19 protein-coding genes and 2 pseudogenes are annotated in these 25,078 nt (G+C 52.2%); 15 read left to right on the forward strand and 6 right to left on the reverse strand.

Annotated elements, in window-relative coordinates:
- Positions 1–23: 23 nt before the first annotated feature.
- The 6 genes from mnmA (at position 24) to ACIPUG_RS02945 (ending at position 7,058) form a co-directional block, all read left to right on the forward strand.
- Positions 24–1,130: a tRNA 2-thiouridine(34) synthase MnmA gene (gene mnmA, locus ACIPUG_RS02920; protein WP_014915248.1), complete on the forward strand. Its 1,107-nt coding sequence runs from the start codon at positions 24–26 to the stop codon at positions 1,128–1,130.
- 2 nt (positions 1,131–1,132) lie between these two features.
- Entirely contained in the window at positions 1,133–1,771 is a 639-nt protein-coding gene (gene hflD / locus ACIPUG_RS02925) for a high frequency lysogenization protein HflD (RefSeq protein WP_039286741.1), read from the forward strand.
- Positions 1,772–1,918: 147 nt separating this feature from the next.
- Entirely contained in the window at positions 1,919–3,289 is a 1,371-nt protein-coding gene (purB, locus tag ACIPUG_RS02930) for an adenylosuccinate lyase (RefSeq protein WP_400337231.1), read from the forward strand.
- 366 nt (positions 3,290–3,655) lie between these two features.
- Positions 3,656–4,348, forward strand: coding sequence for a two-component system response regulator PhoP (gene phoP / locus ACIPUG_RS02935; protein ID WP_014915246.1), 693 nt, complete (start codon positions 3,656–3,658; stop codon positions 4,346–4,348).
- Positions 4,345–5,799, forward strand: a complete 1,455-nt coding sequence (gene phoQ / locus ACIPUG_RS02940) for a two-component system sensor histidine kinase PhoQ (protein WP_039469185.1) — start codon at positions 4,345–4,347, stop codon at positions 5,797–5,799. The genes phoP and phoQ overlap by 4 nt, the downstream gene beginning before the upstream one ends.
- A gap of 137 nt (positions 5,800–5,936) precedes the next feature.
- Positions 5,937–7,058 carry a JmjC domain-containing protein gene (locus ACIPUG_RS02945; RefSeq protein ID WP_400337234.1) on the forward strand — a complete coding sequence of 374 codons (1,122 nt, stop codon included), beginning with the start codon at positions 5,937–5,939 and terminating at the stop codon, positions 7,056–7,058.
- 78 nt (positions 7,059–7,136) lie between these two features.
- Here the strand turns inward: ACIPUG_RS02945 and pepT are convergent, their stop codons facing one another.
- The gene (pepT, locus tag ACIPUG_RS02950) at positions 7,137–8,369 is read right to left on the reverse strand and encodes a peptidase T (protein ID WP_040031989.1); all 1,233 of its coding nucleotides are present in this window, start codon (positions 8,367–8,369) and stop codon (positions 7,137–7,139) included.
- 359 nt (positions 8,370–8,728) lie between these two features.
- On the opposite strand from pepT, the gene potA reads away from it, so the two are divergent.
- From potA to potD, 4 genes are all read left to right on the forward strand, one after another.
- Entirely contained in the window at positions 8,729–9,844 is a 1,116-nt protein-coding gene (gene potA / locus ACIPUG_RS02955) for a spermidine/putrescine ABC transporter ATP-binding protein PotA (protein ID WP_110162979.1), read from the forward strand.
- Positions 9,828–10,688, forward strand: a complete 861-nt coding sequence (gene potB / locus ACIPUG_RS02960; protein WP_014915241.1) for a spermidine/putrescine ABC transporter permease PotB — start codon at positions 9,828–9,830, stop codon at positions 10,686–10,688. The genes potA and potB overlap by 17 nt, the downstream gene beginning before the upstream one ends.
- The gene (gene potC / locus ACIPUG_RS02965; protein WP_039277487.1) at positions 10,685–11,461 is read left to right on the forward strand and encodes a spermidine/putrescine ABC transporter permease PotC; all 777 of its coding nucleotides are present in this window, start codon (positions 10,685–10,687) and stop codon (positions 11,459–11,461) included. The genes potB and potC overlap by 4 nt, the downstream gene beginning before the upstream one ends.
- Positions 11,462–11,561: 100 nt before the next feature.
- Positions 11,562–12,605: a spermidine/putrescine ABC transporter substrate-binding protein PotD gene (potD, locus tag ACIPUG_RS02970; protein WP_400337237.1), complete on the forward strand. Its 1,044-nt coding sequence runs from the start codon at positions 11,562–11,564 to the stop codon at positions 12,603–12,605.
- Between the two features lie 66 nt (positions 12,606–12,671).
- Here the strand turns inward: potD and ACIPUG_RS02975 are convergent, their stop codons facing one another.
- Entirely contained in the window at positions 12,672–13,208 is a 537-nt protein-coding gene (locus tag ACIPUG_RS02975; protein WP_400337239.1) for a methylated-DNA--[protein]-cysteine S-methyltransferase, read from the reverse strand.
- A 118-nt stretch (positions 13,209–13,326) separates the two neighbouring features.
- Positions 13,327–14,552: pseudogene (locus ACIPUG_RS02980) on the reverse strand (MFS transporter).
- Between the two features lie 142 nt (positions 14,553–14,694).
- On the opposite strand from ACIPUG_RS02980, the pseudogene ACIPUG_RS02985 reads away from it, so the two are divergent.
- The 3 genes and pseudogenes from ACIPUG_RS02985 (at position 14,695) to ACIPUG_RS02995 (ending at position 17,316) form a co-directional block, all read left to right on the forward strand.
- Positions 14,695–15,515: pseudogene (locus tag ACIPUG_RS02985) on the forward strand (AraC family transcriptional regulator).
- Positions 15,516–15,772: 257 nt separating this feature from the next.
- Positions 15,773–16,405 carry a YbhB/YbcL family Raf kinase inhibitor-like protein gene (locus ACIPUG_RS02990; RefSeq protein ID WP_205563558.1) on the forward strand — a complete coding sequence of 211 codons (633 nt, stop codon included), beginning with the start codon at positions 15,773–15,775 and terminating at the stop codon, positions 16,403–16,405.
- Between the two features lie 44 nt (positions 16,406–16,449).
- Positions 16,450–17,316 carry a helix-turn-helix transcriptional regulator gene (locus ACIPUG_RS02995; protein ID WP_400337241.1) on the forward strand — a complete coding sequence of 289 codons (867 nt, stop codon included), beginning with the start codon at positions 16,450–16,452 and terminating at the stop codon, positions 17,314–17,316.
- Between the two features lie 111 nt (positions 17,317–17,427).
- Here the strand turns inward: ACIPUG_RS02995 and prc are convergent, their stop codons facing one another.
- From prc to ACIPUG_RS03010, 3 genes are all read right to left on the reverse strand, one after another.
- Positions 17,428–19,443: a carboxy terminal-processing peptidase gene (prc, locus tag ACIPUG_RS03000; RefSeq protein WP_400337243.1), complete on the reverse strand. Its 2,016-nt coding sequence runs from the start codon at positions 19,441–19,443 to the stop codon at positions 17,428–17,430.
- A 19-nt stretch (positions 19,444–19,462) separates the two neighbouring features.
- On the reverse strand, positions 19,463–20,206 hold the full coding sequence (proQ, locus tag ACIPUG_RS03005) for an RNA chaperone ProQ (protein ID WP_014915232.1): 744 nt from the start codon (positions 20,204–20,206) through the stop codon (positions 19,463–19,465).
- Positions 20,207–20,290: 84 nt separating this feature from the next.
- Entirely contained in the window at positions 20,291–20,797 is a 507-nt protein-coding gene (locus tag ACIPUG_RS03010) for a GAF domain-containing protein (protein ID WP_010275800.1), read from the reverse strand.
- Positions 20,798–21,104: 307 nt separating this feature from the next.
- Between ACIPUG_RS03010 and yebS the strand changes: the two genes are divergently transcribed.
- Together yebS and ACIPUG_RS03020 are read left to right on the forward strand one after the other, a co-directional pair.
- Positions 21,105–22,385, forward strand: a complete 1,281-nt coding sequence (gene yebS / locus ACIPUG_RS03015) for a membrane integrity lipid transport subunit YebS (RefSeq protein ID WP_014915231.1) — start codon at positions 21,105–21,107, stop codon at positions 22,383–22,385.
- A 2-nt stretch (positions 22,386–22,387) separates the two neighbouring features.
- Positions 22,388–25,027 carry an MlaD family protein gene (locus ACIPUG_RS03020; protein ID WP_400337245.1) on the forward strand — a complete coding sequence of 880 codons (2,640 nt, stop codon included), beginning with the start codon at positions 22,388–22,390 and terminating at the stop codon, positions 25,025–25,027.
- Positions 25,028–25,078 lie beyond the last annotated feature (51 nt).

Consider the following 25,078-nt stretch of genomic DNA (forward strand, 5'->3'; position numbering starts at 1 on the left):
AAATTTCAGTTCGTGAGACTTCCATGTCAGATAACAGCCAGAAAAAAGTGATTGTCGGTATGTCCGGCGGTGTTGATTCCTCCGTTTCCGCTTACCTGTTACAGCAACAGGGCTATCATGTTGAAGGCCTGTTCATGAAGAACTGGGAAGAGGATGACGACACAGAGTATTGCTCAGCGGCCACCGATCTTGCCGATGCGCAGGCCGTTTGCGACAAGCTGGGTATCGAATTACATACCGTCAACTTTGCCGCTGAATATTGGGACAACGTGTTTGAACTCTTCCTTGAAGAATACAAAGCGGGCCGTACCCCCAACCCCGATATCCTGTGCAATAAAGAAATCAAATTTAAAGCCTTCCTGGAATTCGCCGCCGAGGATCTCGGGGCAGACTACATCGCGACAGGCCACTATGTCCGTCGTCACGACGTTGACGGCAAGAGCCGTTTGCTACGCGGCATGGACGGCAACAAAGACCAGAGCTATTTTCTTTATACGCTGAGCCACGAGCAGATCGCACAGAGCCTGTTCCCGGTCGGCGAGCTGGAAAAACCGCAGGTACGTAAAATTGCCGAAGAGCTGGAACTGGCAACCGCGAAGAAAAAAGACTCGACCGGCATTTGCTTCATCGGTGAGCGCAAATTTACCGATTTTCTGGCGCGCTACCTGCCCGCACAGCCGGGTCCGATTCTGTCCGTCGACGACAACAAACCGATGGGACAGCATCAAGGGCTGATGTACCACACGCTGGGACAACGCAAAGGTCTGGGTATTGGCGGCGTTAAAGACGGCGGCGAAGACCCTTGGTACGTGGTAGATAAAGATGTCGCCAACAATATTCTGTATGTCGCGCAGGGTCACGAACACCCTCGCCTGATGTCGTACGGTTTAATCGCACAGCAGTTACACTGGGTAGATCGTGAACCGCTCACCGCTGAATTACGTTGTACGGTGAAAACCCGTTATCGTCAGGCGGATATCCCCTGCACCGTCACGCCACTGGGCGACGATCGCATTACCGTGCGTTTTGATGAGCCTGTCGCAGCCGTGACTCCAGGCCAATCCGCCGTCTTTTATCTGGACGACGTTTGCCTTGGCGGCGGTATCATTGAAGAACGCTTACAGGAGTAACCGTGGCTAAGAACTATTATGAAATTACGCTGGCGCTAGCGGGCATTTGCCAATCGGCGTATGTAGTCCAGCAACTGGCCCATACCGGTAGCTGTAATAACGATGTGCTGCATACCTCGCTGAACAGCGTTTTGAATCTCAATCCGGCGTCCACGTTGGCCGTTTACGGCAATGACGAGCAAAACCTGAAAGTTGGGCTGGAAACGCTGTTAGGAATTCTGAATACCAGCAGCAACAAAGGCGCGGGCGCGGAACTCTCACGCTACGCTTTCAGCCTGATTGCGTTAGAGCGCAAACTGAATGCGAAGTCTGCCGCGCTTGACGAATTGGGCAAACGCATCGGGCAGTTGGAACGCCAACTGGAGCATTTTGACCTGCTCTCCGAAACGATTGTGAGCGCGCTGGCGGCGATTTATGTGGATGTCATCAGTACGTTGGGGCCGCGTATTCAGGTTACCGGTTCACCGGAAGTGCTGAAAAACAGCCAGGTGCAGGCTAAAGTACGCGCGGCGCTGCTGGCCGGTATCCGCTCTGCGGTGCTCTGGCAACAAATTGGCGGTGGACGCTTACAGCTGATGCTTTCACGCGGCAAGTTGGTTAAAGAAGCAAAACAGATATTGGCGCGTTGCCCATCCGTTTGATGGTATTCTTGCCGCGATGAGCGGCGCTGATGTGATTAACGCCAGCGTCGCGAAATTGATTGTTGTTAAAACTATTTGTCCTTACTGAAATTAATCGTTTTTATTGAAATTAATCGTTATTGAAACCAATCTCAGGAGTTGCTTGCGATGGAATTATCCTCACTGACCGCCGTTTCCCCTATTGATGGACGCTACGGCGATAAAGTCAGCACGTTGCGCACTATTTTCAGCGAATTCGGTTTGCTGAAATTCCGTGTGCAGGTTGAAGTACGTTGGCTGCAAAAACTGGCAGCCTGTGCAGAGATCCAGGAAGTTCCTGCATTTGACGATGACGCAAACGCTTTCCTTGATAAAATTGTCGCCGAATTCAGTGAAGAGGATGCGGCCCGCATTAAAACGATCGAGCGCACGACCAACCACGACGTGAAAGCCGTTGAGTACTTCCTGAAAGAGAAAGTTGCCGCTATTCCGGCGCTGCACGCCGTCAACGAATTCATCCACTTCGCCTGTACTTCAGAAGACATCAACAACCTGTCCCATGCGTTGATGCTGGATACCGCTCGCCGCGATGTCATCCTGCCGCACTGGCGTCAAATCATTGATGCGCTGAAAACGCTGGCACAGGAATACCGCGATATCCCGCTGCTTTCCCGTACACACGGCCAGCCCGCTACGCCGTCCACTATCGGTAAAGAGTTTGCTAACGTGGCTTACCGTATGGACCGCCAGTATCGCCAGCTGCAACAGGTTGAGATTCTGGGCAAGATTAATGGTGCTGTCGGTAACTATAACGCCCATCTGGCAGCCTACCCGGAAGTGGATTGGCACCAGTTCAGCGAAAGTTTTGTTACCTCACTGGGTATCAACTGGAACCCGTACACCACGCAGATCGAACCGCACGATTACATCGCCGAGCTGTTTGACTGCATCGCGCGTTTCAACACGATTTTGATCGACTTTGACCGTGATATTTGGGGCTACATTGCCCTAAATCACTTCAAGCAGAAGACTATTGCTGGCGAAATCGGTTCCTCCACCATGCCGCATAAAGTTAACCCGATTGACTTCGAAAACTCGGAAGGCAACCTGGGTCTGGCGAATGCCGTTCTGGGGCATCTGGCTAGCAAGTTGCCGGTTTCCCGTTGGCAGCGTGACCTCACTGACTCTACCGTGCTGCGTAATCTGGGCGTCGGCGTGGGCTATGCACTGATTGCGTATCAGGCCACGATGAAAGGCATCAGCAAACTGGAAGTGAACCGCGATCGTCTGGCTGACGAACTGGATCACAACTGGGAAGTGTTGGCTGAGCCAATCCAAACCGTGATGCGTCGCTACGGCATTGAAAAGCCATACGAGAAGCTGAAAGAGCTAACGCGTGGCAAACGCGTTGATGCTGCCGGTATTCAGGAATTTATCGATGGCCTGGCGTTGCCAGAAGCGGAAAAAACGCGCCTGAAGGCGATGACGCCAGCCAACTATATCGGCCGCGCTATCGCAATGGTTGATGACCTGAAATAACCGTTCTCAAACCCGAACGTGACCTTCTCTGGCGGGCGCTCTGCCCGCCAGATCTCTAATTAACCATACTCTAAATAATTCGAGTTTCAGGTAGGCGGCAAGCGAAGGAATCCCGATGAGCTTACTCAAGTAAGTGATTCGGGTGACTGAACGTAGCCAACACACATGCAACTCGAAGTATGACGAGTATGACCATTTCCAGCCTGTTTATACCCGGTTTATTCTCCCTGTGGATAATTTAACAAATAAAATAAATAACGTTCTCTGCGTATAATGTTGATACGCGGGGGCGACATACGTGAAAGATAGGGTGCATAAAGGTATTTTGATAAATATCATTCTATCTATTCGACAGAGGATATAGCGATGCGAATTCTGGTCGTTGAAGATAATGTATTATTGCGCCACCATTTAACCGTTCAGATGAACGAAATGGGGCATCAGGTTGACGCGGCGTCTGACGCCAAAGAAGCGGATTATTTTCTGCATGAAAATATGCCGGATATCGCCATTGTCGACCTCGGGCTACCCGATGAAGACGGCATGAGCATGATCCGTCGCTGGCGTGCCCATCAGGTCAAGCTCCCGATTCTGGTGCTGACCGCCCGTGAAGGCTGGCAGGACAAAGTTGCGGTGCTAGGGGCAGGTGCGGACGACTACGTAACCAAGCCGTTCCATATGGAAGAAGTTGTTGCGCGCTTGCAGGCGCTGATGCGGCGCAACAGCGGGCTGGCCTCGCAAATCATCAGCCTGCCGCCTTTTGAGATCGATTTATCGCGCCGCGAGCTGCTGATCCACGGCAGCCCGATCAAGCTCACCGCGTTTGAATACACGATTATCGAGACGTTGATTCGTAATAAAGGCAAAGTCGTCAGCAAAGAGTCGCTGATGTTGCAGCTGTACCCCGATGCAGAACTGCGGGAAAGTCACACCATCGACGTATTAATGGGACGGCTACGCAAGAAAATTCAGCAGGCAGAAGCGCCGGATGTGATCACCACCGTACGCGGACAAGGATATCGCTTTGATATTGATGATACCCCTTCAGGCTCAGCATGAGCGATAAGAAGCTGCCCTTCTCGCTTCGTATTCGTTTTTTACTCGCGACAGCAGCCATCGTACTAGCGCTGTCGCTCGCCTATGGCGTCGTCGCCATTATCGGTTACAGCGTCAACTTTGATAAAACCTCATTCCGTTTGCTGCGTGGTGAAAGTAACCTCTACTACAGCCTTGCGCAGTGGCGCGATAACCAGCTGAATATCGTCACGCCACCCGACGTCGATATCAACTTCCCCACGCTGGTGTTGATATACGACGAATATGGCAACATGCTCTGGCGCGAAAAACACGTTCCCGAGCTGGAAGCGCTAATCAATCCAGAATGGTTAAGCAAGACGGCCTATCACGAGCTGGATACCGACACCGATACCAGCAGCGCGGTATTAACGGGCAATACCTTACTGCTGAGCAGCCTGCGGGCGCTGAACGGGGCGCATAGCAATGCGTTAACGCACTCCATCGCCGTGAACGTTTACCCCAAGACCGAACATCTCCCTTCCATCACCATTGTCGTGGTTGACCGCATCCCGCAGGAACTCCAGCAGGAAGACGTGGTGTGGGAATGGTTCAGTTATGTGTTGATCGCCAATCTTCTGCTGGTGCTTCCCCTGCTTTGGCTGGGTGCTCACTGGAGTCTGCGTCCTATTCAGCATCTGGTAAAACAGATCGCCGAGCTGGAAAAAGGCACACGCGATCAGTTGGATGAAAATCCACCGCGCGAATTGTTCAGTCTGGTGAAAAACCTGAATATCCTGCTGAATAACGAACGTCAGCGCTACCACAAGTACCGTACAACGCTCACCGACCTTACCCACAGTTTGAAAACGCCGCTGGCGGTTTTACAGACCACGTTACGTGCGCTGCGAACCGGCAAAGAGATCACTATCGATCAGGCTGAACCTATTATGCTGTCGCAGATCAGCCGTATCTCGCAGCAGATTGGCTATTACCTGCATCGGGCCAGCGTACGCTCTGAACATAATCTGCTGATACGTGAAGTACACTCGGTTCCGGCACTACTGGATGGCCTGTGTTCCGCGTTAAATAAGGTGTATCAGCGCAAGGGCGTGGTGTTGACGCTCGATATTCCACCCGAGCTGACCTTCGTCGGTGAGAAAAATGATTTCATGGAAGTCCTGGGCAATATTCTTGATAACGCCTGTAAATACTGTCTGGAATTTGTCGAAATTAGCGTGCAATACTCCGATCACAAGTTACATCTGATTATTGATGACGACGGCCCCGGCATCCACGAGAGTAAGCGCGAAATGATTTTCCTGCGTGGGCAACGCGCCGACCGTATGCGTCCCGGACAAGGTATCGGCCTTGCCGTTGCGGTCGAAATTATCGAACAGTATCAGGGTGAGATCCTCATCAGCGACAGCGCACTGGGCGGTGCCCGAGTCGAAGCTATTTTCTCCCGCCAGAACCTGAGCCAGAATGAGGGGTGAAAGACAGTACAGCGCGCGATGCTTCCGCTATACTTATCGCCAAAATACTGATTGTTTTAAAATACTGATTATTTCACGGAAAATCATATCTTCAAGAACAGTCATTTCCTCAAAAAAACAAGTTTCTGGAAAACAGTATGGACTATCAGCTCAATCTCGACTGGCAGGATTTTTTAGCGAACTACTGGCAAAAACGTCCGCTCCTGATTAAAGGCGGCTTCACGCATTTTATCGACCCGATTTCACCCGACGAGCTCGCCGGCCTGGCGTTAGAAAACGAGGTAGATAGCCGTCTGGTGAGCCATCAGAACGGACGCTGGCAGGTAAGCCACGGTCCCTTCGAGAGCTACGATCATCTGGGGGAAAGTAACTGGTCGCTGCTGGTGCAGGCCGTCGATCACTGGCATGAGCCCTCTTCTGCCTTGATGCAGCCCTTTCGACAACTGCCGGACTGGCGCACCGATGATTTGATGATTTCATTTTCCGTTCCCGGCGGTGGCGTAGGGCCACATCTGGATCAGTATGATGTTTTCATTATTCAGGGAACGGGACGTCGCCGCTGGCGCATCGGTGAAAAAATACCGATGAAGCAGCACTGTCCGCATCCTGATCTGCTTCAGGTCGAGCCGTTTGACGCCATTATTGATGAGGAGCTGGAGCCGGGCGATATCATCTATATTCCACCGGGTTTCCCGCACGAAGGCTATTCGCTGGAAAACTCGCTGAACTACTCGGTGGGTTTCCGTGCGCCGAATGCTCGCGAGCTGGTCAGCGGCTTTGCGGATTATGTCCTTTCCCGTGAACTCGGCAGCTATCGCTACAGCGACCCTGATGTTCCATCCCGCGATCATATCGCCAGCGTACTGCCGCAAGAGCTGGATGCGCTGCAAAAAATGATGCTGGAGCTGGTGCAGCAGCCGGAGCATTTCCAGAACTGGTTTGGCGAATTTATTTCCCAGTCCCGTCACGAGCTCGATCTCTCACCACCGGAGCCACCTTATCAGGCAGGCGAAGTGTATGAATATCTGCAACAGGGTGAGCCACTGCGTCGTTTAGGCGGCCTGCGGGTCATCTGCGTTGGCGATAGCTGCTTCGTTAACGGGGAAAAAGTGAACAGTACGCACAAGGAGGCGCTGTTTGCGCTGGCTGAGCATCCTGCTATTGGTGCAGAACTGCTGGGCGACGCGCTGGAAGATCCTTCTTTCCTCGCACAGCTTACCGTTCTGATTAACAGCGGTTACTGGTATTTCGCGGATTAAGACCGATCTTGAATACGGGGTAGTACAAAGATAAGGCGGGAATGTCCCGCCTTCTTTATCTCTGCAAAATGGCAACGCTTACGGCTTCGCGCGCAGCGCCGTCAGCTCGGCAATGCGCATAATCACAGACACCGCTTTTTCCATGCCTTCCAGCGTGACAAATTCATGTTTGCCATGATAGTTGTAGCCGCCGGTAAACAAATTCGGGCACGGTAGTCCTTGAAATGACAGGTGAGCGCCGTCGGTGCCGCCGCGAATCGGCTTCATATTCGGCTCAATGTCACAATCCCGCATCGCCTGCTGCGCCAACGCAATAATGTGCGGATGCTGCTCAACCTGCTCACGCATGTTGTAATAGGTATCGGTAATCGTGACTTCAATGTAGCAATCCGGGTGCAGCCCCGCGCCGACCTTTTCCGCAATATCCAGCATCGTCTGTTTGCGCTGTTCAAAGCCGTTGCGGTCAAAATCGCGGACGATGTAATGCAAGTCTGCGCGCTCCACAGAGCCTTTCATGGTGTGAAGATGATAGAACCCCTGATAGCCGTCCGTCTGCTCCGGCGATTGACTCTCTGGCACCTGCTGGTGATAGCGAGAAGCCAACGTCAGCGCATTCACCATCACGCCTTTGGCGCTGCCGGGATGCACATTGTTGCCCACAATTTTCACCTGAACCGATGCGGCATTAAAATTCTCATACTCCAACTCGCCGACACCACCGCCGTCCACGGTATAGGCCCACTGTGCGTTAAACGCTTTGACATCAAAAAATTGCGCGCCCTTGCCAATTTCTTCATCCGGCGTAAAGGCAATACGAATATCGCCGTGCGGTAACTGGCTTGCCTTCAGACGCACCAGCGCGGTAATAATTTCCGCGATCCCCGCTTTATCATCCGCCCCCAGCAGCGTTTTACCGTCTGTGGTAATCAGCGTGTGCCCCAGTAATTGGTGTAACACCGGGAACATCACGGGTGACAGCACTTCATCCCCTACGCCCAAGGCAATATCGCCGCCGCGGTAGTTTTCCAGAATCTGCGGATTAACATTCTTGCCGCTAAAGTCCGGTGACGTATCCATATGTGAAATAAAGCCGATGGCCGGAACGGGCCAGGCAACGTTTGCAGGGAGCGTCGCCATCAGGCAGCCCTGCTTGCTCAGCGCGACTTGCTCAAACCCCAGTTCGAGCAGTTCCTGCTGCAACGCACGCGCCAGTTTCAACTGACCGTCGGTGCTCGGCACCTGCCGAACGCCGGACTTAGACTGTGTATCAAACGAAACGTAATTCAAAAATCTGTCGAGTAATTTATCCATCTTATTTATGCCCCCTGAACCCTGAAAGGCATTATGGATAGGGCTACCACGGTAAATATTGCGTCAGGTCAGTTTTTTTCCGATTTAACAAACCAGCAGACCAGAATTCAGGCCAAAAAGCGGCGACCACGTCACGAAGAATGCCCAAATCAGGTAACAATCAGGAAACATACTCCCTCATTCATTAGCTTAATTGCCATCAATCCGCAGTAAGTGGGTCACACAAGTTGGCGTCAGGCAGCGTTTCCCGTAAAATGCCGCCCTTAACTGCGCACGCTGGCTGAAAGGTGATAACCCTTGGTACGATCGCAACGGACATACCGTTAATCGGCCAAATCAGGACATAGAGCTAGACCTTAATGAAAGAAAACTCCCTGACTGTGCCGGTCGTTGAATTGCTCAACGTCCATAAAGGCTTTGATGGCAAAGACATCATTTCACATTTTAATCTCACCATTAATAACGGTGAGTTTCTGACGATCCTCGGGCCATCCGGCTGCGGCAAAACCACCGTACTACGTCTGATTGCCGGCCTGGAAACGGTCGATAGCGGCAACGTCATGCTGGAAAAGCAAGACATTACCCACCAGCCCGCCGAGCAACGGCACGTTAATACCGTATTTCAAAGTTACGCCCTGTTTCCTCATCTCAGCGTGTTTGAGAACGTGGCATTCGGCCTGCGCATGCAGAAAACGCCTGCCGCGGAGATTGCGCCACGCGTGATTGACGCGCTGAAAATGGTGCAGTTGGAGGAGCTGGCACAGCGTCGCCCGCACCAGCTTTCCGGCGGCCAGCAGCAGCGCGTAGCCATCGCCCGCGCCGTTGTCAATCAGCCAAAAGTTCTGTTGCTGGATGAATCCCTGTCCGCGCTCGATTATAAGCTGCGTAAGCAGATGCAGAACGAACTGAAGGCACTGCAACGTAAGCTGGGTATCACCTTTATTTTCGTCACACACGATCAGGAAGAAGCACTGACCATGTCTGACCGCATCGTCGTGATGCGCGATGGACGCATCGAGCAAGACGGTACGCCGCGTGAAATCTACGAAGAGCCGAAAAACCTGTTCGTCGCCAGCTTTATCGGTGAAATCAATATCTTTGATGCCGTAGTGCTGGAGCAGTTGGACGAACAGCGGGTACGCGCTCAGGTCGAAGGCCATGAATGCGTTATCACCGTCAGCTTTCCGGTCAACGTCGGCCAACATCTTAACGTACTACTGCGGCCGGAAGATTTACGCGTCGAAGAACTGGGCGACGGCATGCAGGCGGAGGGCATGGTGGGCTACGTGCGCGAGCGCAACTATAAAGGCATGACGCTGGAATCCAACATTGAGCTGGAAAACGGCAAGATGGTCATGGTCAGCGAGTTCTTTAACGAAGACGATCCCGACTTCGACCATTCACTCAACCAGAAAGTAGACGTCACCTGGGTGGAAAGTTGGGAGGTAGTCCTGCACGATGAAGAAGTCGCGTAAACGCTTTCAAAATATCATTATCACACTCATCGTTGCCTGGCTGGTGCTGTTTGTTTTCCTGCCCAACCTGATGATTATCGGAACCAGTTTTCTGACGCGCGATGACACCCATTTCGTCAGCCTGGTCTTTACGCTGGAAAACTATACGCGACTGGCCGATCCGCTTTATGCCTCTGTGCTACTGCATTCGCTGAACATGGCGGTTATCGCCACGCTCTGCTGTCTGCTGCTGGGCTATCCGTTTGCGTTTATTCTGGCGCGCTTACCGAAAAAAATTCAGCCACTGATGCTGTTTCTGCTGATTGTGCCGTTTTGGACCAACTCGCTAATCCGCATTTACGGGCTGAAAATCTTTCTGAGTACACGCGGCCATCTGAATGAATTTCTGCTCTGGACGGGCCTGATTGATACGCCGCTGCGGATTATGTACACCTCCGAAGCGGTGATTCTCGGCCTGATTTATATCCTGCTGCCGTTCATGGTGCTACCGCTCTACTCCAGCATTGAGAAGCTCGATAAATCCTACCTTGAGGCCGCCCGCGATCTGGGGGCCAATAAATGGCAAACCTTCATTCGCGTGGTGATCCCGCTGACCATGCCGGGGATTATCGCCGGCTGCCTGCTGGTGCTGCTGCCTGCTATGGGATTGTTCTTCGTTGCCGATCTGATGGGCGGTGCCAAGAATTTGCTGATCGGTAACGTCATTAAAAGCCAGTTCCTCAATATCCGCGACTGGCCGTTTGGTGCGGCCACCAGCATCTGCCTGACGCTGGTCATGGGCGTGCTGCTGTTTATCTACTACCGCACGGCCCGCCTGCTGAATAAAAAGGGAGAGCTGGAATGACCGGACGCTTAATCCGCGGTGGATTTATGTCCATCATTTACGCTTACCTGTACATCCCGATCATCATTCTGATCGTGAATTCGTTTAATCAGGCGCGTTTCGGCATCAACTGGCAGGGATTTACGCTGGACTGGTATCGTCTGCTGATCAACAACGACAGCCTGCTCCAGGCCGCGCAGCACTCACTGACGATGGCCGTTTTCTCGGCGACGTTCGCCACGCTGATTGGCTCCCTGACGGCCGTGGCACTGTATCGCTACCGCTTTCGCGGTAAGCCCTTTGTCGGCGGCATGCTGTTCGTGGTGATGATGTCGCCGGATATCGTGATGGCGATTTCGCTGCTGGTGCTCTTCATGCTGCTGGGCATCTCGCTCGGATTCTGGTCACTGCTGTTTTCCCATATCACGTTCTGCCTGCCGTTTGTGGTAGTGACCGTCTATTCGCGCCTGAAAGGCTTTGACGTGCGGATGTTGGAAGCCGCGCGCGATTTAGGTGCCAGCGAAGTGATTATTCTACGCAAAATCATTCTGCCGCTGGCCATGCCGGCAGTAGCCGCCAGTTGGCTGCTCAGCTTTACGCTGTCGATGGATGACGTGGTGGTGTCCTCGTTTGTCACCGGGCCCGCGTATGAGATTCTGCCGTTGAAGATTTACTCGATGGTGAAGGTCGGCGTTTCCCCGGAAGTTAACGCGCTGGCAACGATTTTGCTCATTCTGTCGCTGGTGCTGGTGCTCAGTAGCCAGCTGATTTTACGTGACCGCACCGGAAAATAAGGTGGCGGCAAGCACGATGAATATTGTTTTTTTCATATCTGCCTATAAGAACCTATTCCAGGCGGATATTTCCTTTGGGACCTGTAAGGAGGTAAACATAATGAAAAAGTGGCCACACCTACTGGCAGCCTGCGCAATGGCGTTCGGCATTAGCACCGCCAATGCCAGCGACAGCAAAACACTCTATTTCTATAACTGGACCGAATACGTGCCGCCGGGCCTATTGGAACAGTTCACGAAAGAAACGGGCATCAAGGTGATTTACTCCACCTATGAATCCAACGAGAGTATGTATGCCAAGTTGAAGACCTATAAGGACGGCGCTTACGATTTGGTCGTGCCTTCAACGTATTTCATCTCCAAGATGAGCAAAGAAGGCATGCTGCAAAAGATTGATACCCGCAAGCTCAGCAACTTCCATAATCTCGATCCGAATCTGCTGCACAAATCTTTCGATCCAAACAACGATTACTCCATTCCTTATATCTGGGGTGCCACGGCGATTGGTATTAATCATGAAATGATTGACCCCGCCAGCATCACCAGTTGGGCCGATCTGTGGAATACAAAGTACAAAAACAGCCTGCTGCTGACCGATGACGCGCGTGAGGTGTTCCAAATCGCTCTGCGTAAACTGGGTTACTCCGCAAATACCACCGATCCCAAAGAGATTGAAGCGGCCTATAAAGAATTGCAGGCTCTGATGCCGAACGTGCTGACGTTCAACTCAGACAACCCCGGCAACCCGTTCATCGAAGGTGAAGTCAATCTGGGTATGGTGTGGAATGGTTCTGCCTACGTGGCGCGTCAGGCAGGTACTCCGCTGGATGTTATCTGGCCCAAAGAAGGCGGCATCTTCTGGATGGACAGTCTGGCGATTCCGGCCAATGCCAAAAACGTTGACGGTGCGATGAAGCTGATCGACTTCCTGCTACGCCCAGAAGTCGCGGCACAGGTTGCGGAAACGATCGGTTATCCAACGCCGAACCTGGTGGCGAAAAAGTTACTGCCACCGGAGGTTTCAGGGGACAAAACGCTGTACCCGGATGATGAAACTATCGCGAAAGGCGAATGGCAGAACGACGTTGGCAGCGCCAGCACGCTGTATGAAACCTACTTCCAGCAGCTAAAAGCGGGTCGTTAATCGCAAGATATCGTGTCACTCGATAGCAATGCTGCTTCTTTATCCGATCGGGTAAGACGATCATTATCATAGAGACGTCCCTTTGATAGGGACGCTCATATTCACGGTATTAACCCCTTCCAGTTCAAGTAACTTAATTTTTTTTGCGATACCGCCAGCATACCCAGTCAAACTGTTATTGGTACCGATTACCCGATGGCAGGGAATGATAATAGATATTGGGTTGTGACCCACCGCCCCACCGGTAGCCTGAGCTGACATGCTGGTTTTACCCATAACGGCCGCAACATCTCTGGCTACCGTTCCGTATGTGACATATTCACCATACGGGATCTGACATAAGCGTTGCCAAACAGCCAGCCTAAAATCACTACCGCTTGGTGCCAATGGCAGAGTATCGAGGGAGGGATTCTTGCCTGAGAAATAAGCATCTAACCATCGTTTAGTGACAGAAAAAAGCGGCAGTTCGGTGCTTATCGATGGTTCGACGTGAAGGGACTCCGCATAATATTTTTGACCTACGAACCAGAGTCCGGTCAAGTTTCTCCCATCGGCTGCTACCGTAATTTCTCCCATTGGAGAATCATACTGGCTGAAAAACATAGGGTGTCCCTTTCGTTGGGTTAATCTAACAACACTTACGCATTCACCAATCATGTAAGGGCGGATCACCCTTACAATAAATGACTTATCAATATCAAGACAGGCTGTTCAGCGGTAGTTATCTTGATTTTTTACGCGTATCCGGCATCAGCAAAGTGGCTAGCCCAAGCAACGGAAGGTAACCGCAGGCATCATAGACCGACACAATTCCATAGATATCAGCCAACTTACCTAAACCTGCGGCGGCAATGCCCCCACACCAAACATGATACCGAACATAATTCTGGCAACCATCCCCGTTCTTCCTGGCACAACTTCTTGTGCATATACCACGAGTGCAGCAAACGCCGAAGACAGTACAAAACCAATTATGAGTGTTAACGTGACGGTCCAGAAAAAATTTGCATGCGGCAGGATCGGAGCGAAGGGAATAACCCCTAAAAATGATATCCAGATCACCGCCTTGCGGCCGATACGATCGCCAACCGGCCCACCAGCAAACGTTCCAATCGCTACTGCTGCAAGGAAAGCAAACAGGCAGAACTGCGCATCGCGTAAGGTAATATCAAAACGTTGAATCAGGTAAAACGTATAGTAATTGCTGATGGAGGCGATGTAGGTGAACTTCGTCAGCATCAAAACACTGACAATTGCGACGGCAAGAATCACTTTGCTTCGGGGTAATTTTTCACCACTGACGCTATCATGTTTTTTGCTCTGCGCATGCCCGTGCTCGATAGTCCAACGGCTTATACGAGTCAAAATAACAATGGCAATAAACGCGATGATCATTAACCACGCGACTGACATTTGCCCGTGGGGAAGTATCAACAGTGCGGCGATCAAAGGACCGAATGCGGTACCCGCATTTCCCCCGACCTGAAAAACCGACTGAGCGGTGCCAAACTTCCCGCCGGAAGCCATTCGGGCAACCCGTGAGGCCTCAGGGTGAAATGTGGACGACCCTACTCCAACTAACGCCGCAGAGATGAGCAACAGGGTAAAGCTGTCAGCTATTGCCAACACACCGATACCCAGAAACGTAACAGCCATCCCTGCGGGTAGAAGATAGGGTTTAGGACGTTTGTCGGTATACAAACCAACCCAGGGTTGAAGAAGGGAGGCCGTAATTTGGTAAACCAGCGCAATCATGCCAATTTGTGCGTACGACAGCGTGAAATTTTCTTTCAGCATCGGGTAAATTGATGGCAGCGTGGCCTGAATAACATCGTTGCATGCATGAGTTAACGCGATTGCTCCGACGATGTTAACCAAAAATTTTCCAGTGTCACTCCCAACATTTGCTTGTGTTGGTACTTGTTCGCTCACTTCAGTAGAAGACATATCTTATGTTTCTCATTGGCAGGTGAAAAACAACATTATCTGCATGCCAGTTTTCACCATAACTCCTTGCAGCTCGGTGCCTGACATCGACTATGTCACAGAAACAATGTCGTTTCATTCGTACATACTTGCGGAAAAAATTATGATAATGGCATCGACTGAATTTAATACGCCAATCGATACAGATGAGATGACAATAGAAATGAACAATTCCGACTGGGGATGTCTCGCCCGATCGTACGAGCGGGGTGAATTAAATCCGTCACACAGGCATAAACGGGGGCAACTGCTTTATGCTGTGAAAGGCGTGATGTTAGTCCAAACAGATAGTCGACAGTGGGTAATACCTCCTCAAAGATCACTTTGGCTACCAGCGGAGCAGTGGCATTCCTTCACCCTGCTTTCTCATACTGAATTAAGAACGTTGTACTTTACACCTTCGTTTGTGCGGAAGCCTGCGGTATGAAAACACTGGATCACATTCATGTCATCGGCATGACGCCTTTCGCACAACACCTGATATCCAGTTTGTTTGAGCAATCTTTCAACCACTCGACACAAAAGTTAATCGCCCAATTATTGCTCAGAATCGTAAATGAAACCGAAGCGCTTCCTGTGGATCTGGCCATGCCATGTGATGATAAATTGCACAAAGTGGCTCAAGATATACTCGTCAACAATAGATGGAACGTATCCCTGAGTGAATTCGCGGAGCGGGTTGCAATGTCCGAACGCACTTTTTCACGTTATTTCACAGAAGATACCGGGTGCAGTTTTCGGACCTGGAAGCAACGGGCGAGGATTTTTGTATCCATGGACCTGCTTTCTAACGGTATGCCGGTCAAAAATGTGGCCTACAAACTGGGATTTTCATGCCCCTCTTCCTTCATTGCCGCATTTCGCACAGTGACGGGCCAGACTCCTTCATGTTTTTCAGGGTTGTCTGACATTCATGATGAGTGACGTAGTCCACGTGCTAACACTTGCTGGTGGCTTGAACGCTCGTTTAGCGTATCCGAATCACCACTCGACGGGTTTGTCAGCCCCCTGCTTTTCCCTACCTGACGTCATTTCTTTAACATCATTTAGCGAGTTTGCGCGCCTAAAGCCCTCAAATTGACAGCCAAAAGCATTATCCTGACGGCATTAGGAAAATAATTACGCTCCGCTTCTTCTATAATGATTCCACCCCCACCGGAATCACGATAAGGAGCACCACCATGCTGCAACTCTCCAGCCACAGTTTTCAAGACGGCGACACTATCCCAGGCGAATTTGCGTTTGCCGTACCCGATGCAACTAGCCACATTGCCCTGTCTTCTAACCACAATCCCCACCTTGCCTGGCACGGCGCGCCCGAAGGAACACAGTCTTTCGTGTTGGTCTGCCACGACCCAGATGTACCCAGCCGCGGTGACGATGTGAATCAGGAAGGCCGCGAGGTTAGCGCCTCTCTGCCGCGTGTCGATTTCTACCATTGGCTATTGCTGGACATTCCAGCCAGCATCAATGAAATTCCTGCCGCCTCGCATTCCACTGGCATCACACCGCGTGGGAAAGCAGGCCCGAATGCACCGACCGGACTCCGGCACGGCATCAATGATTACACGGGCTGGTTCGCCACGGACGAGCAGATGAAAGGCACCTACTATGGTTATGATGGTCCTTGCCCACCGTGGAACGATGCGATCGTCCATCATTACATCTTCACACTTTACGCTCTCGCGACGCCGACTTTAACGATAGAAGGTGAACTTAACGGAGCGAATGTCCGCGCTGCGCTGGCTAACGCGCCAGTACTGGCAGAAGCGACACTCACCGGGCTGTATACGCTGAACCCCGCATTGTTGTGATAGCAATACGTTATGATCATGCCTCGTTATAAGAATGTCCGGCCATGTGCGTGACCGCTTTACGCCCCGCGGCCCCGCCTCTTAGTGCAGAGGCGGACTGGCGATTGCCATCAGGCCAGCCGCTACAGCGGTATGGCCTGTGTGCGCTAGCTCAGCCTCACTTACGCACGCCACAGCAGACAACGCGTTTTCATTTTTATGAGGCCACGCTTCTGCTGGTTCTCTCTGGCCGGTTAACCCTTCTTGAACAGAACGAAACGACGGTTGTCGATACGCCATCTCAGCTTTGTCTGATTACGCCTGATGCAAGCGCCGATCTGGCGAAAACGCCCGGCGGTCATGACTCCGCTTTCCGGTCGATCTTTCTGACGTTTTCATCCACGCTTCTGGCGCGGTTTTATCAACGCTACCCTGAGGAATTGGCCCCTGCGCATCATCCGAGTCCCTTCACTACCCTCGCGTTGGATGACGATCTCACCCACACATTGCAGTATCTGGTTGAGGGGATTACGGGCAACGCACTTAATGAATTGCGTCTCGAACTGCGGCTAATGGATATGTTGCTGGCGCTGTCGGAACGGGGATATCGTTTTGGCGCACCGCCACAGCCCGGCGTTACGGCACAACTGCGTGCGCTTATCAGTGAAGAACCGGAACGACACTGGACCGCACAGTCTGCGGGTCGCCTGCTGGCGATGAGCGAGGCTACGCTGCGTCGAAGGCTATCCGCCGAGCAGACACGCTTTGAAGTGCTGTTGCTGGAGACACGAATGCAACACGCGATGATGCTGGTACAGACGACATCATGGAGTATGCAGCGTCTGGCCGAAGCCTGCGGGTATAAATCCTCGGCGCGTTTTTCCGAACGGTTTAAAACCCGTTTTGGCTGTTCGCCAACCAAGTTTCGTTAATCGTCATCTACAGCACCGCGCTTTCATCCCAAAACGCTCAACGTAAGTTAAAAAAACGCCCTGTTGGATAAACCAGACAGGGCGTTTAATTATCGGCACGATTTTAGCGAATTACTCTTTTTGTTCCTGTGCCAAATCGTTAGCAATTTTCACTGTTTCATCCAGATAAGGATCGGGTGCCTGATAGTCTTTCGGCAGATCTTCCAGCGATTTGAGCGGTTTTTTACCTTCTCTCGCCAGTCGATCGTTAATCCGCTTCAGACGCATCGCTTCATCATCGTCATTCTCTTTCTCGCGCTGGGCAAGGTTGAGCGACACGATGTTGCGCTTATCCTTCAGCGCGTTGTAGCGAGCAATATCTTGCGCGACATACTGGAACTCAGGATCTTTGGCGATACGCTCCTGATGATGTTCATTCAGTTTGCTGATCAGTGCCTTCAGATCGCCGCTCTTCGTGTAGTTAGCCGCTTTGATGCTGTCCCACGGTAGCGCGTTATCTTCAAACTTCTCACCGGTATCTACCGTTTCCGTACCGGTTGGCATCATCACGTCAGGCGTCACGCCTTTCATCTGAGTACTGCCGCCGTCAATGCGATAGAACTTCTGAATCGTATATTGCACAGAACCCAGCGCTGGCCAGTCAGGACGCAGCATCTGATCGTAAATCCGATTCAGAGAGCGATACTGCTGTACGGTGCCTTTACCAAACGTCGGTTCACCGACGATCAAAGCACGGCCATAATCCTGCATTGCTGCCGCGAAGATCTCGGAAGCAGAAGCACTGAAACGGTCTACCAGCACCACCAGCGGGCCTTTGTAATACACAATGCCGTCGGTGTCGCTGTCTTCGCGCACTTTGCCGTTATTATCGCGTACCTGAACCACAGGGCCGCCTGGGATAAACAGACCGGAAAGCCCTACCGCTTCCGTCAGCGCACCGCCGCCGTTAGTACGTAAGTCAATCACAATGCTGCTGACGTTCTGTTTTTCCAGCTTCTGGAGCTGAACTTTCACGTCATCCGTCAGGCCGACATAGAAACCGGGGATGTCCAGCACGCCGACTTTATCCTTGCCGACCGTCTTGACGGACATTTTAACCGCGCGGTCTTCAAGGCGAATGCGTTCACGCGTCAGCGTAACAATGCGGGTTTTCGTCCCCTTGCCAGCAGGCAGAATCTCCAGACGCACCTTACTGCCTTTCGGCCCTTTAATCAGCGCAACGACATCATCCAGACGCCAGCCGATAACATCCACCATTGGCTTACCGCTTTGGCCTACGCCAACCACGCGGTCACCGACGGTAATGTTTTTGCTTTTCGCTGCCGGACCACCAGGCACCATAGAATTAATCATGGTGTAGTCGTCATCCATCTGTAACACCGCACCAATCCCTTCGAGCGACAGGCTCATTTCGGTATTGAATTGCTCGGTGTTACGCGGTGACAGGTAGCTGGTATGCGGGTCAATTTCACGCGCAAAGGCGTTCATGACGAGTTGGAAAACATCTTCGCTGTTGCTTTGCGCCAGACGGCGAATCGCAAACTGGTAACGCTTGGTCAGCGTCTCTTTGATGTCTTTATCATCTTTACCGGTCAGCTTCAGGCTGAGCCAGTCATATTTTACCTTGGCATCCCACAGGCGGTTAAGTTCACCCACGTTCTGCGGCCAAGGGGCTTTGCTGCGGTCGAGCTCAAACGTCTCATTGCCCGTCAGATCGACCGGTTTATCCAACAGCGACAGTGCATATTGAAAACGCTCAAACCGACGCTTCTGCGCCAAATTGTACAACGCGTACGGAACATCCAGTTGACCGGATTTCAGCGCGTCGCCCAACTGGGCTTTTTGCCCGGAAAATTGTACCACATCAGAGGCCAACAGCACGTTGTGGCTGTAGTCCAGCATATTGAGGTAGCGGTTAAAAATTTTCTCAGAGAACTGCGCATCCAGCATAAACTGGCGATAGTGCGAACGCAGGAAACGTGAGGCCACCCTGTCGCTAACGGTAGCGTGCTGAGGCTCCTGATGTAGCTGAGGAATCTGTTCAACACGCGTAATGTTTTCATTTGCAAAACTAGAGCCCGCCAGCAGTAAACCTGCGATGGCGGTTATTTTGACTAAGTTGTTCATGCCCAGGTTGGCCTCCGTATCAGAACTGCAAGTGTTCTGCGCGTACAATCATTGCCAGTCCAGAAGCCAATTGTACTCTGACTTCGCCTTTGGCAATTTCAAGCACGGTGGCATCCATGGCGTCTTTGCCGGCTCTGACTTTGATTTCCTGACCGATTTGCAGTTTGGAAACATCCGTAACCGCTACCCGTTGACGCTCATTGCTGGCAGGTTTTGCCTGACGAGATTGAGCATTCGCGGATTGCTGAGAAGAGGGCTGCGATTGGCCGGAAGAAGGCTGACGTGGATTACGCGGTGCACGGTTTTGAGATGCATTGTTTGAAGCATCACGGCGCGGCGCACGTTTCTGAGCAGGACGAGGAGTACGCGCTGCTTCTGCCGACTCTCCGGCTGCTTCACGTTTTTTCGCCTGTTGCTCAGCACGCTGAGCCTGAACTCGCGCTTTCGCTTCTTCCAATTGCTTACGAGCATGATCGACATGCTGCTGTTCCAACTCACCGCATGGGTTACCATCCAGATCCACACGTTGGGCACCCAATTTTACACCGTACAGATACCGCCAGCTTGAGGTGTAAAGACGCAGCGCAGAGCGTAATTGCGTCTTACTGACGTTATCGGACTCCGGAACACGCTCAACAAGATCCTGAAAAATACCGATCTTTAACGGACGAGTTTCACCTTCAGTGGTGAAACAAAGCGGGAACCGCTCTGCCAAAAAGGCAATGACTTCTTTACTACTGTTCAACTTAGGTTGATTTTCCATGAAATTTCCTGATTACAACGGGTTTGCCAACCGGCGCAGGCATGAACAGGCGTCATTATAATGACGCCATCGGCAATTGCCACGTTAACCTTGTCTCAACGTGAGAGAATTGATGAATGTCATCACATCACTCGCTTCCAGTTGAGCACAAAGTACGCTCACCACGGCCTTCAGCCCTTCTTCATCATCTGCGTCAAAACGCTGATAAAGGGTACTGTCAATATCCAGAACGCCAATCGGTTGCCCGTTAACGACAAGCGGTAGCACAATTTCAGCATTACTCGCGGCATCACAGGCGATATGACCAGGGAACGCATGGACATCATCCACGCGCTGAATGCGATTTTCAGCTATTGCCGCACCGCATACACCTTTGCCAACCGGAATACGCACACAAGCAACCTTGCCCTGAAACGGTCCCAGGAAAAGCGTGTCGTTATCCAACAGGTAAAACCCTGCCCAGTTAACCCCATCCAAACGCTCAAACAGCAACGCACTACTGTTTGATAAAATCGTAATAAAACGGTTTTCATCCGCGATAAGCGATGACATGTCGCGAATGAGATCCTGATAAAATTCTTGTTTGTTCATACTTGCTTATTCATAAAGTATATCGTTGTCTTTTCAAAACAGTGCGAACCGTTTCCACACAGACTGCATTAGCATCGGTTACAGAATGCCATAAGATTAGCGCCTTCGCGCGAAGAATCATCCACTTTACTGTACCGCTGTCGTGCATATCATGCTATTTCCACCTGTAAAATAATATCGGGCAGAGATCAGAGCCTTATTATGAATTTATCATTCAGTGAGCCTTCAGTTACACTAAATAGCTGTGAATACGTTATCTATCGTGAATATAACGGGACTTAACACCTTCTATCGGATCGCAGGAAAGATGAAAATACAGAGTATAACCAGCCCTGCCCCGTTTCCATCTCCCCGGCCGCCGTTAACCGAGGGGGCGAAAAGTGCCGTACCTGCGATCGATCGCTATCACCGCTGCCCTGAATGCGATGCCTTTTTTGCGTTGCCGCAGTTGAAACGAACTCAGACGGCGAATTGTCCACGCTGCGATGCCAAAGTCAGTTCAGGCCGAGACTGGAGTATTTCTCGTCTTGCTGCGATGGCCGTCGCCATGCTGGTACTGATGCCGTTCGCCTTCACAGAGCCGTTGATCAGTATTCGGCTGCTGGGCGTCACCATCAATGCCAGCCTGTTTGAAGGCATTTGGCAAATCACCCGTCAAGGGCACCCGCTCACGGCAAGTATGGTCGCCTTCTGTACCGTTGGCGCCCCGCTCACGCTGGTTTTTTCTCTGTTATACCTGTTCTTTGCTCCCCGAATCGGGATGAATCTGCGCCCCATCCTCCTCATGTTGCAACGGCTAAAAGAATGGATGATGCTGGATATCTATCTGGTCGGCATGGCCGTTGCCGCAATCAAAGTCCGTGAATTTGCAGATGTTCAGGCGGGAATCGGGCTGGTCGCCTTTCTGGCACTGATGACCTTAAGCCTGTTGACGCTGATTCACTTAAATACCGACCAGCTTTGGCAGCGGTTTTATCCACGTATGAGACCGTTGATTGCGCCGGATCGCTATCGAATCTGCCTTTCCTGCCACTTCACCAGTTCGCCCGACAATCGGGGGCGTTGCCCCCGGTGCCATATTCCGCTTCGCTTGCGCCAGCGGCAAAGTCTGCAAAAATCCTGGGCAGCGCTCATTGCTTCTATAATTTTACTGCTCCCCGCTAACCTGTTACCCATATCAATTATTTATGTCAACGGTGCGCGTACGGAGGACACGATTTTTTCCGGTATTCTTTCGCTTGCGTCAGGCAATGTTCCGATCGCGCTGGTGGTCTTTATCGCCAGTATTCTGGTGCCGTTTACTAAGGTTATTGTGCTGTTCGGGCTGCTGGTGAGTATCCATCTTCGCTCAGAAGGCAACATAATGATGCGCATGAAGATGCTGCGCGTTATCCGTTGGATCGGTCGCTGGTCCATGCTCGATTTATTTGTGATTGCTCTGACGATGTCGCTCGTCAACCGCGATCAATTACTCGCTTTCACCATGGGGCCTGCTGCTTTTTACTTTGGCGCAGCGGTGATTCTCACTATCCTTGCCGTTGAATGGCTGGATAGCCGACTGATGTGGGATAACACTGATGTGGAATAACAATGCAAGATAATACGCCTGGGACACCAACTGAAGCTACCGTGAAGAACAAGCGTCGCCTGTCGCCGTTTTGGCTGCTGCCGCTGATTGCGTTGATGATTGCCGGCTGGCTGATTTACACCAATCAGCAGGAGCGCGGCGCAACGGTCACCATCGATTTTGTCTCCGCTGACGGTATTGTCGCTGGGCGTACTCCCGTGCGCTATCAGGGGGTCGAAGTCGGCACCGTGCAAAATATCAAGCTGAGTGAAGACCTGCGTACCATTCAGGTCGAAGCCAGTATCAAAAGCGATATGAAGGAAGCGTTGCGCAGCGGCACGCAGTTCTGGCTGGTTACCCCGAAAGCCTCTCTCGCTGGGGTTTCAGGGCTGGATGCGCTGGTGGGCGGTAACTACATTGGCATGATGCCCGGCTCCGGCGATCCGCAAGAGCACTTTTCCGCGCTGGATACGCAGCCCAAATACCGCGTGAATACCGGGGAACTGCTGATTCATCTCCATGCCGACGATCTCGGCTCACTGAATACCGGTTCGCTGGTTTACTACCGAAAAATCCCGGTGGGGAAAGTTTACGATTACACCGTTTCCCAAGATAGCCACGGTGTGATGATTGACGTGCTGGTTGAACGCCGCTTTACCCATCTGGTGAAGAAAAATAGCCGCTTCTGGAATGTGTCTGGCTTTAATGCGGACATTAGCGTCAGCGGTGCAAAAATTGAGATGGAGAATCTGGCGGCGCTGGTTAACGGCGCGATCGCGTTCGATTCGCCGGAAGAGAGCGAGAATGCGGGTGCCGAACAATCCTATCGCCTCTATCCCGACCTGGCACAAAGCCAGCGCGGTGTGAAAATCACGCTGGATTTGCCTTCCGGCGACAGCCTATCCGAAGGGCGTACCCCGCTGATGTATCAGGGATTGGAAGTCGGCACGCTCAATAAAATCACGTTGAACCCAGACAACGGTAAGGTCAGCGGAGAGCTCATCATCGATCCTTCCGTGGTTTCGCTGATGCGGGAAGGCACGCGTATCGAACTCAGCAAGCCCCAGCTTTCACTCAGTGACCTGAATGTTTCACGTCTGCTGAGCGGCCCAACGCTGACGCTCATCCCCGGTGAAGGCGAACCGCGCCAGCATTTTGAGGTACTGGATAGCGGGCAACAGCAGCTCACCCAGCCCGGCGCGCTTTCTATTCAGCTCACGGCAGCACAAAGCTATGGCATTGATAGCGGCCAACCCGTGCTGTTGCACGGCGTGCAGGTTGGTCAGGTCGTCAAGCGTACGCTGGACGAACAAGGTGTCAGCTTCCTTTTGGTGATCGAGCCACGATATCGCCAGCTATTACACCGCGACAGCAAATTCATCGTGAACAGCCGTGTGAATGTGAAGATGGGGCTGGATGGGGTTCAAGTGCTGGGTGCCAGCGCACAAGAGTGGGTCAGCGGTGGTATTCAGGTTTTACCAGGCAGCAAAGGCGACGTTCAGACGCGTTACCCGCTGTTCAGCGATCTCGAAAAAGCCGAAGAAGGAATTCGCGGTGCCACGCCGTCCCCGACTCTCACCTTAGTGACAGACAGCCTGCCGGATATTCAGGACGGTTCCATCGTGCTGTACCGTAAATTCCAGGTAGGCGAAATCATGCGGGTGCGGCCGAAAGCGGATACTTTTGAGGTTGACGTTTATATTCGTCCCGAACACCGCAAGCTACTGACGGAAAACAGCGTGTTCTGGGCAGAAGGCGGTGCCCGTGTGCAGTTGAATACGTCAGGTCTGACCGTGCAAGCTTCTCCGCTGAACCGAGCGCTTAAAGGGGCGATCAGTTTTGATAATCTGGAGGGCGCACCGGAAATTAAAGGGGGCAAACGCGTTCTGTATAACAACGAAACGTCAGCACGCGCCGTGGGGAGCCGCATCATTCTGCGCACCTACGATGCCAGCAAACTCGCGCCGGGCATGCCGATCCGCTATCTGGGAATCGATATCGGCCAGTTGGATTCGCTGAAGCTGTCCGAGCAGCGTAATGAAGTGCTGGTGCAGGCTGTCCTCTACCCTGAATACGTGCGTAATTTCGCCCGTTCCGGGACGCGTTTTTCCGTCGTCACGCCAGAAATTTCCGCTGCCGGCGTGAATCATCTGGAGACGCTATTCCAGCCTTATATTAACGTCGAACCGGGTAACGGCAGCGTAACGCGGAGTTTTGAGCTGCAGCAGGCCACCATCTCTGATTCTCGCTATCAGGACGGCTTGAATATCAGCGTTGATGCGCCGGAAGCCGGCGCGTTGCAGGTTGGTACGCCAGTGCTGTTCCGCGGCATTGAAGTCGGTACGGTAACCGGGCTGTCGCTGGGCACGCTTTCCGACCGTATCGCCGTGTCGCTGCGTATCAGCAAACGCTATCAGCATCTGGTGCGCGATAATTCCGTCTTCTGGCTGGCTTCGGGTTACAACCTGGAATTCGGCCTGACGGGCGGCGTCATCAAGAGCGGAACCTTCCAACAGTTCATTCGCGGCGGTATCGCGTTTGCGACGCCACCCAGCACGCCACTCGCCCCCAAAGCACAGGAAGGAAAACATTTCCTGCTGAGGAACGAAGAGCCCAAAGAGTGGCGGCAATGGGGTACGGCGATTCCAACGCCCAATAATTAAACTCACCACCGGACAGGGCGACCCTATCGTCGCCCTGTCGTTTTCACGCGC

Source organism: Pectobacterium sp. CHL-2024 (assembly GCF_044751765.1).
In the GTDB taxonomy this organism is placed as follows: Bacteria; Pseudomonadota; Gammaproteobacteria; order Enterobacterales; family Enterobacteriaceae; genus Pectobacterium; species Pectobacterium brasiliense.

Excerpts from the sequence above, each read along its gene's own strand:
- ACIPUG_RS02995 (WP_400337241.1), top strand. The coding sequence starts at position 16,450 with ATGTGCGTGACCGCTTTACGCCCCGCGGCCCCGCCTCTTAGTGCAGAG.
- ACIPUG_RS02990 (WP_205563558.1), top strand. The coding sequence starts at position 15,773 with ATGCTGCAACTCTCCAGCCACAGTTTTCAAGACGGCGACACTATCCCA.
- pepT (WP_040031989.1), bottom strand. The coding sequence starts at position 8,369 with ATGGATAAATTACTCGACAGATTTTTGAATTACGTTTCGTTTGATACA.
- potC (WP_039277487.1), top strand. The coding sequence starts at position 10,685 with ATGACCGGACGCTTAATCCGCGGTGGATTTATGTCCATCATTTACGCT.
- potD (WP_400337237.1), top strand. The coding sequence starts at position 11,562 with ATGAAAAAGTGGCCACACCTACTGGCAGCCTGCGCAATGGCGTTCGGC.
- yebS (WP_014915231.1), top strand. The coding sequence starts at position 21,105 with ATGAAAATACAGAGTATAACCAGCCCTGCCCCGTTTCCATCTCCCCGG.
- ACIPUG_RS03010 (WP_010275800.1), bottom strand. The coding sequence starts at position 20,797 with ATGAACAAACAAGAATTTTATCAGGATCTCATTCGCGACATGTCATCG.
- purB (WP_400337231.1), top strand. The coding sequence starts at position 1,919 with ATGGAATTATCCTCACTGACCGCCGTTTCCCCTATTGATGGACGCTAC.
- potB (WP_014915241.1), top strand. The coding sequence starts at position 9,828 with ATGAAGAAGTCGCGTAAACGCTTTCAAAATATCATTATCACACTCATC.
- mnmA (WP_014915248.1), top strand. The coding sequence starts at position 24 with ATGTCAGATAACAGCCAGAAAAAAGTGATTGTCGGTATGTCCGGCGGT.
- phoQ (WP_039469185.1), top strand. The coding sequence starts at position 4,345 with ATGAGCGATAAGAAGCTGCCCTTCTCGCTTCGTATTCGTTTTTTACTC.
- prc (WP_400337243.1), bottom strand. The coding sequence starts at position 19,443 with ATGAACAACTTAGTCAAAATAACCGCCATCGCAGGTTTACTGCTGGCG.
- phoP (WP_014915246.1), top strand. The coding sequence starts at position 3,656 with ATGCGAATTCTGGTCGTTGAAGATAATGTATTATTGCGCCACCATTTA.
- ACIPUG_RS02945 (WP_400337234.1), top strand. The coding sequence starts at position 5,937 with ATGGACTATCAGCTCAATCTCGACTGGCAGGATTTTTTAGCGAACTAC.
- ACIPUG_RS02975 (WP_400337239.1), bottom strand. The coding sequence starts at position 13,208 with ATGTTTTTCAGCCAGTATGATTCTCCAATGGGAGAAATTACGGTAGCA.
- ACIPUG_RS03020 (WP_400337245.1), top strand. The coding sequence starts at position 22,388 with ATGCAAGATAATACGCCTGGGACACCAACTGAAGCTACCGTGAAGAAC.
- potA (WP_110162979.1), top strand. The coding sequence starts at position 8,729 with ATGAAAGAAAACTCCCTGACTGTGCCGGTCGTTGAATTGCTCAACGTC.
- proQ (WP_014915232.1), bottom strand. The coding sequence starts at position 20,206 with ATGGAAAATCAACCTAAGTTGAACAGTAGTAAAGAAGTCATTGCCTTT.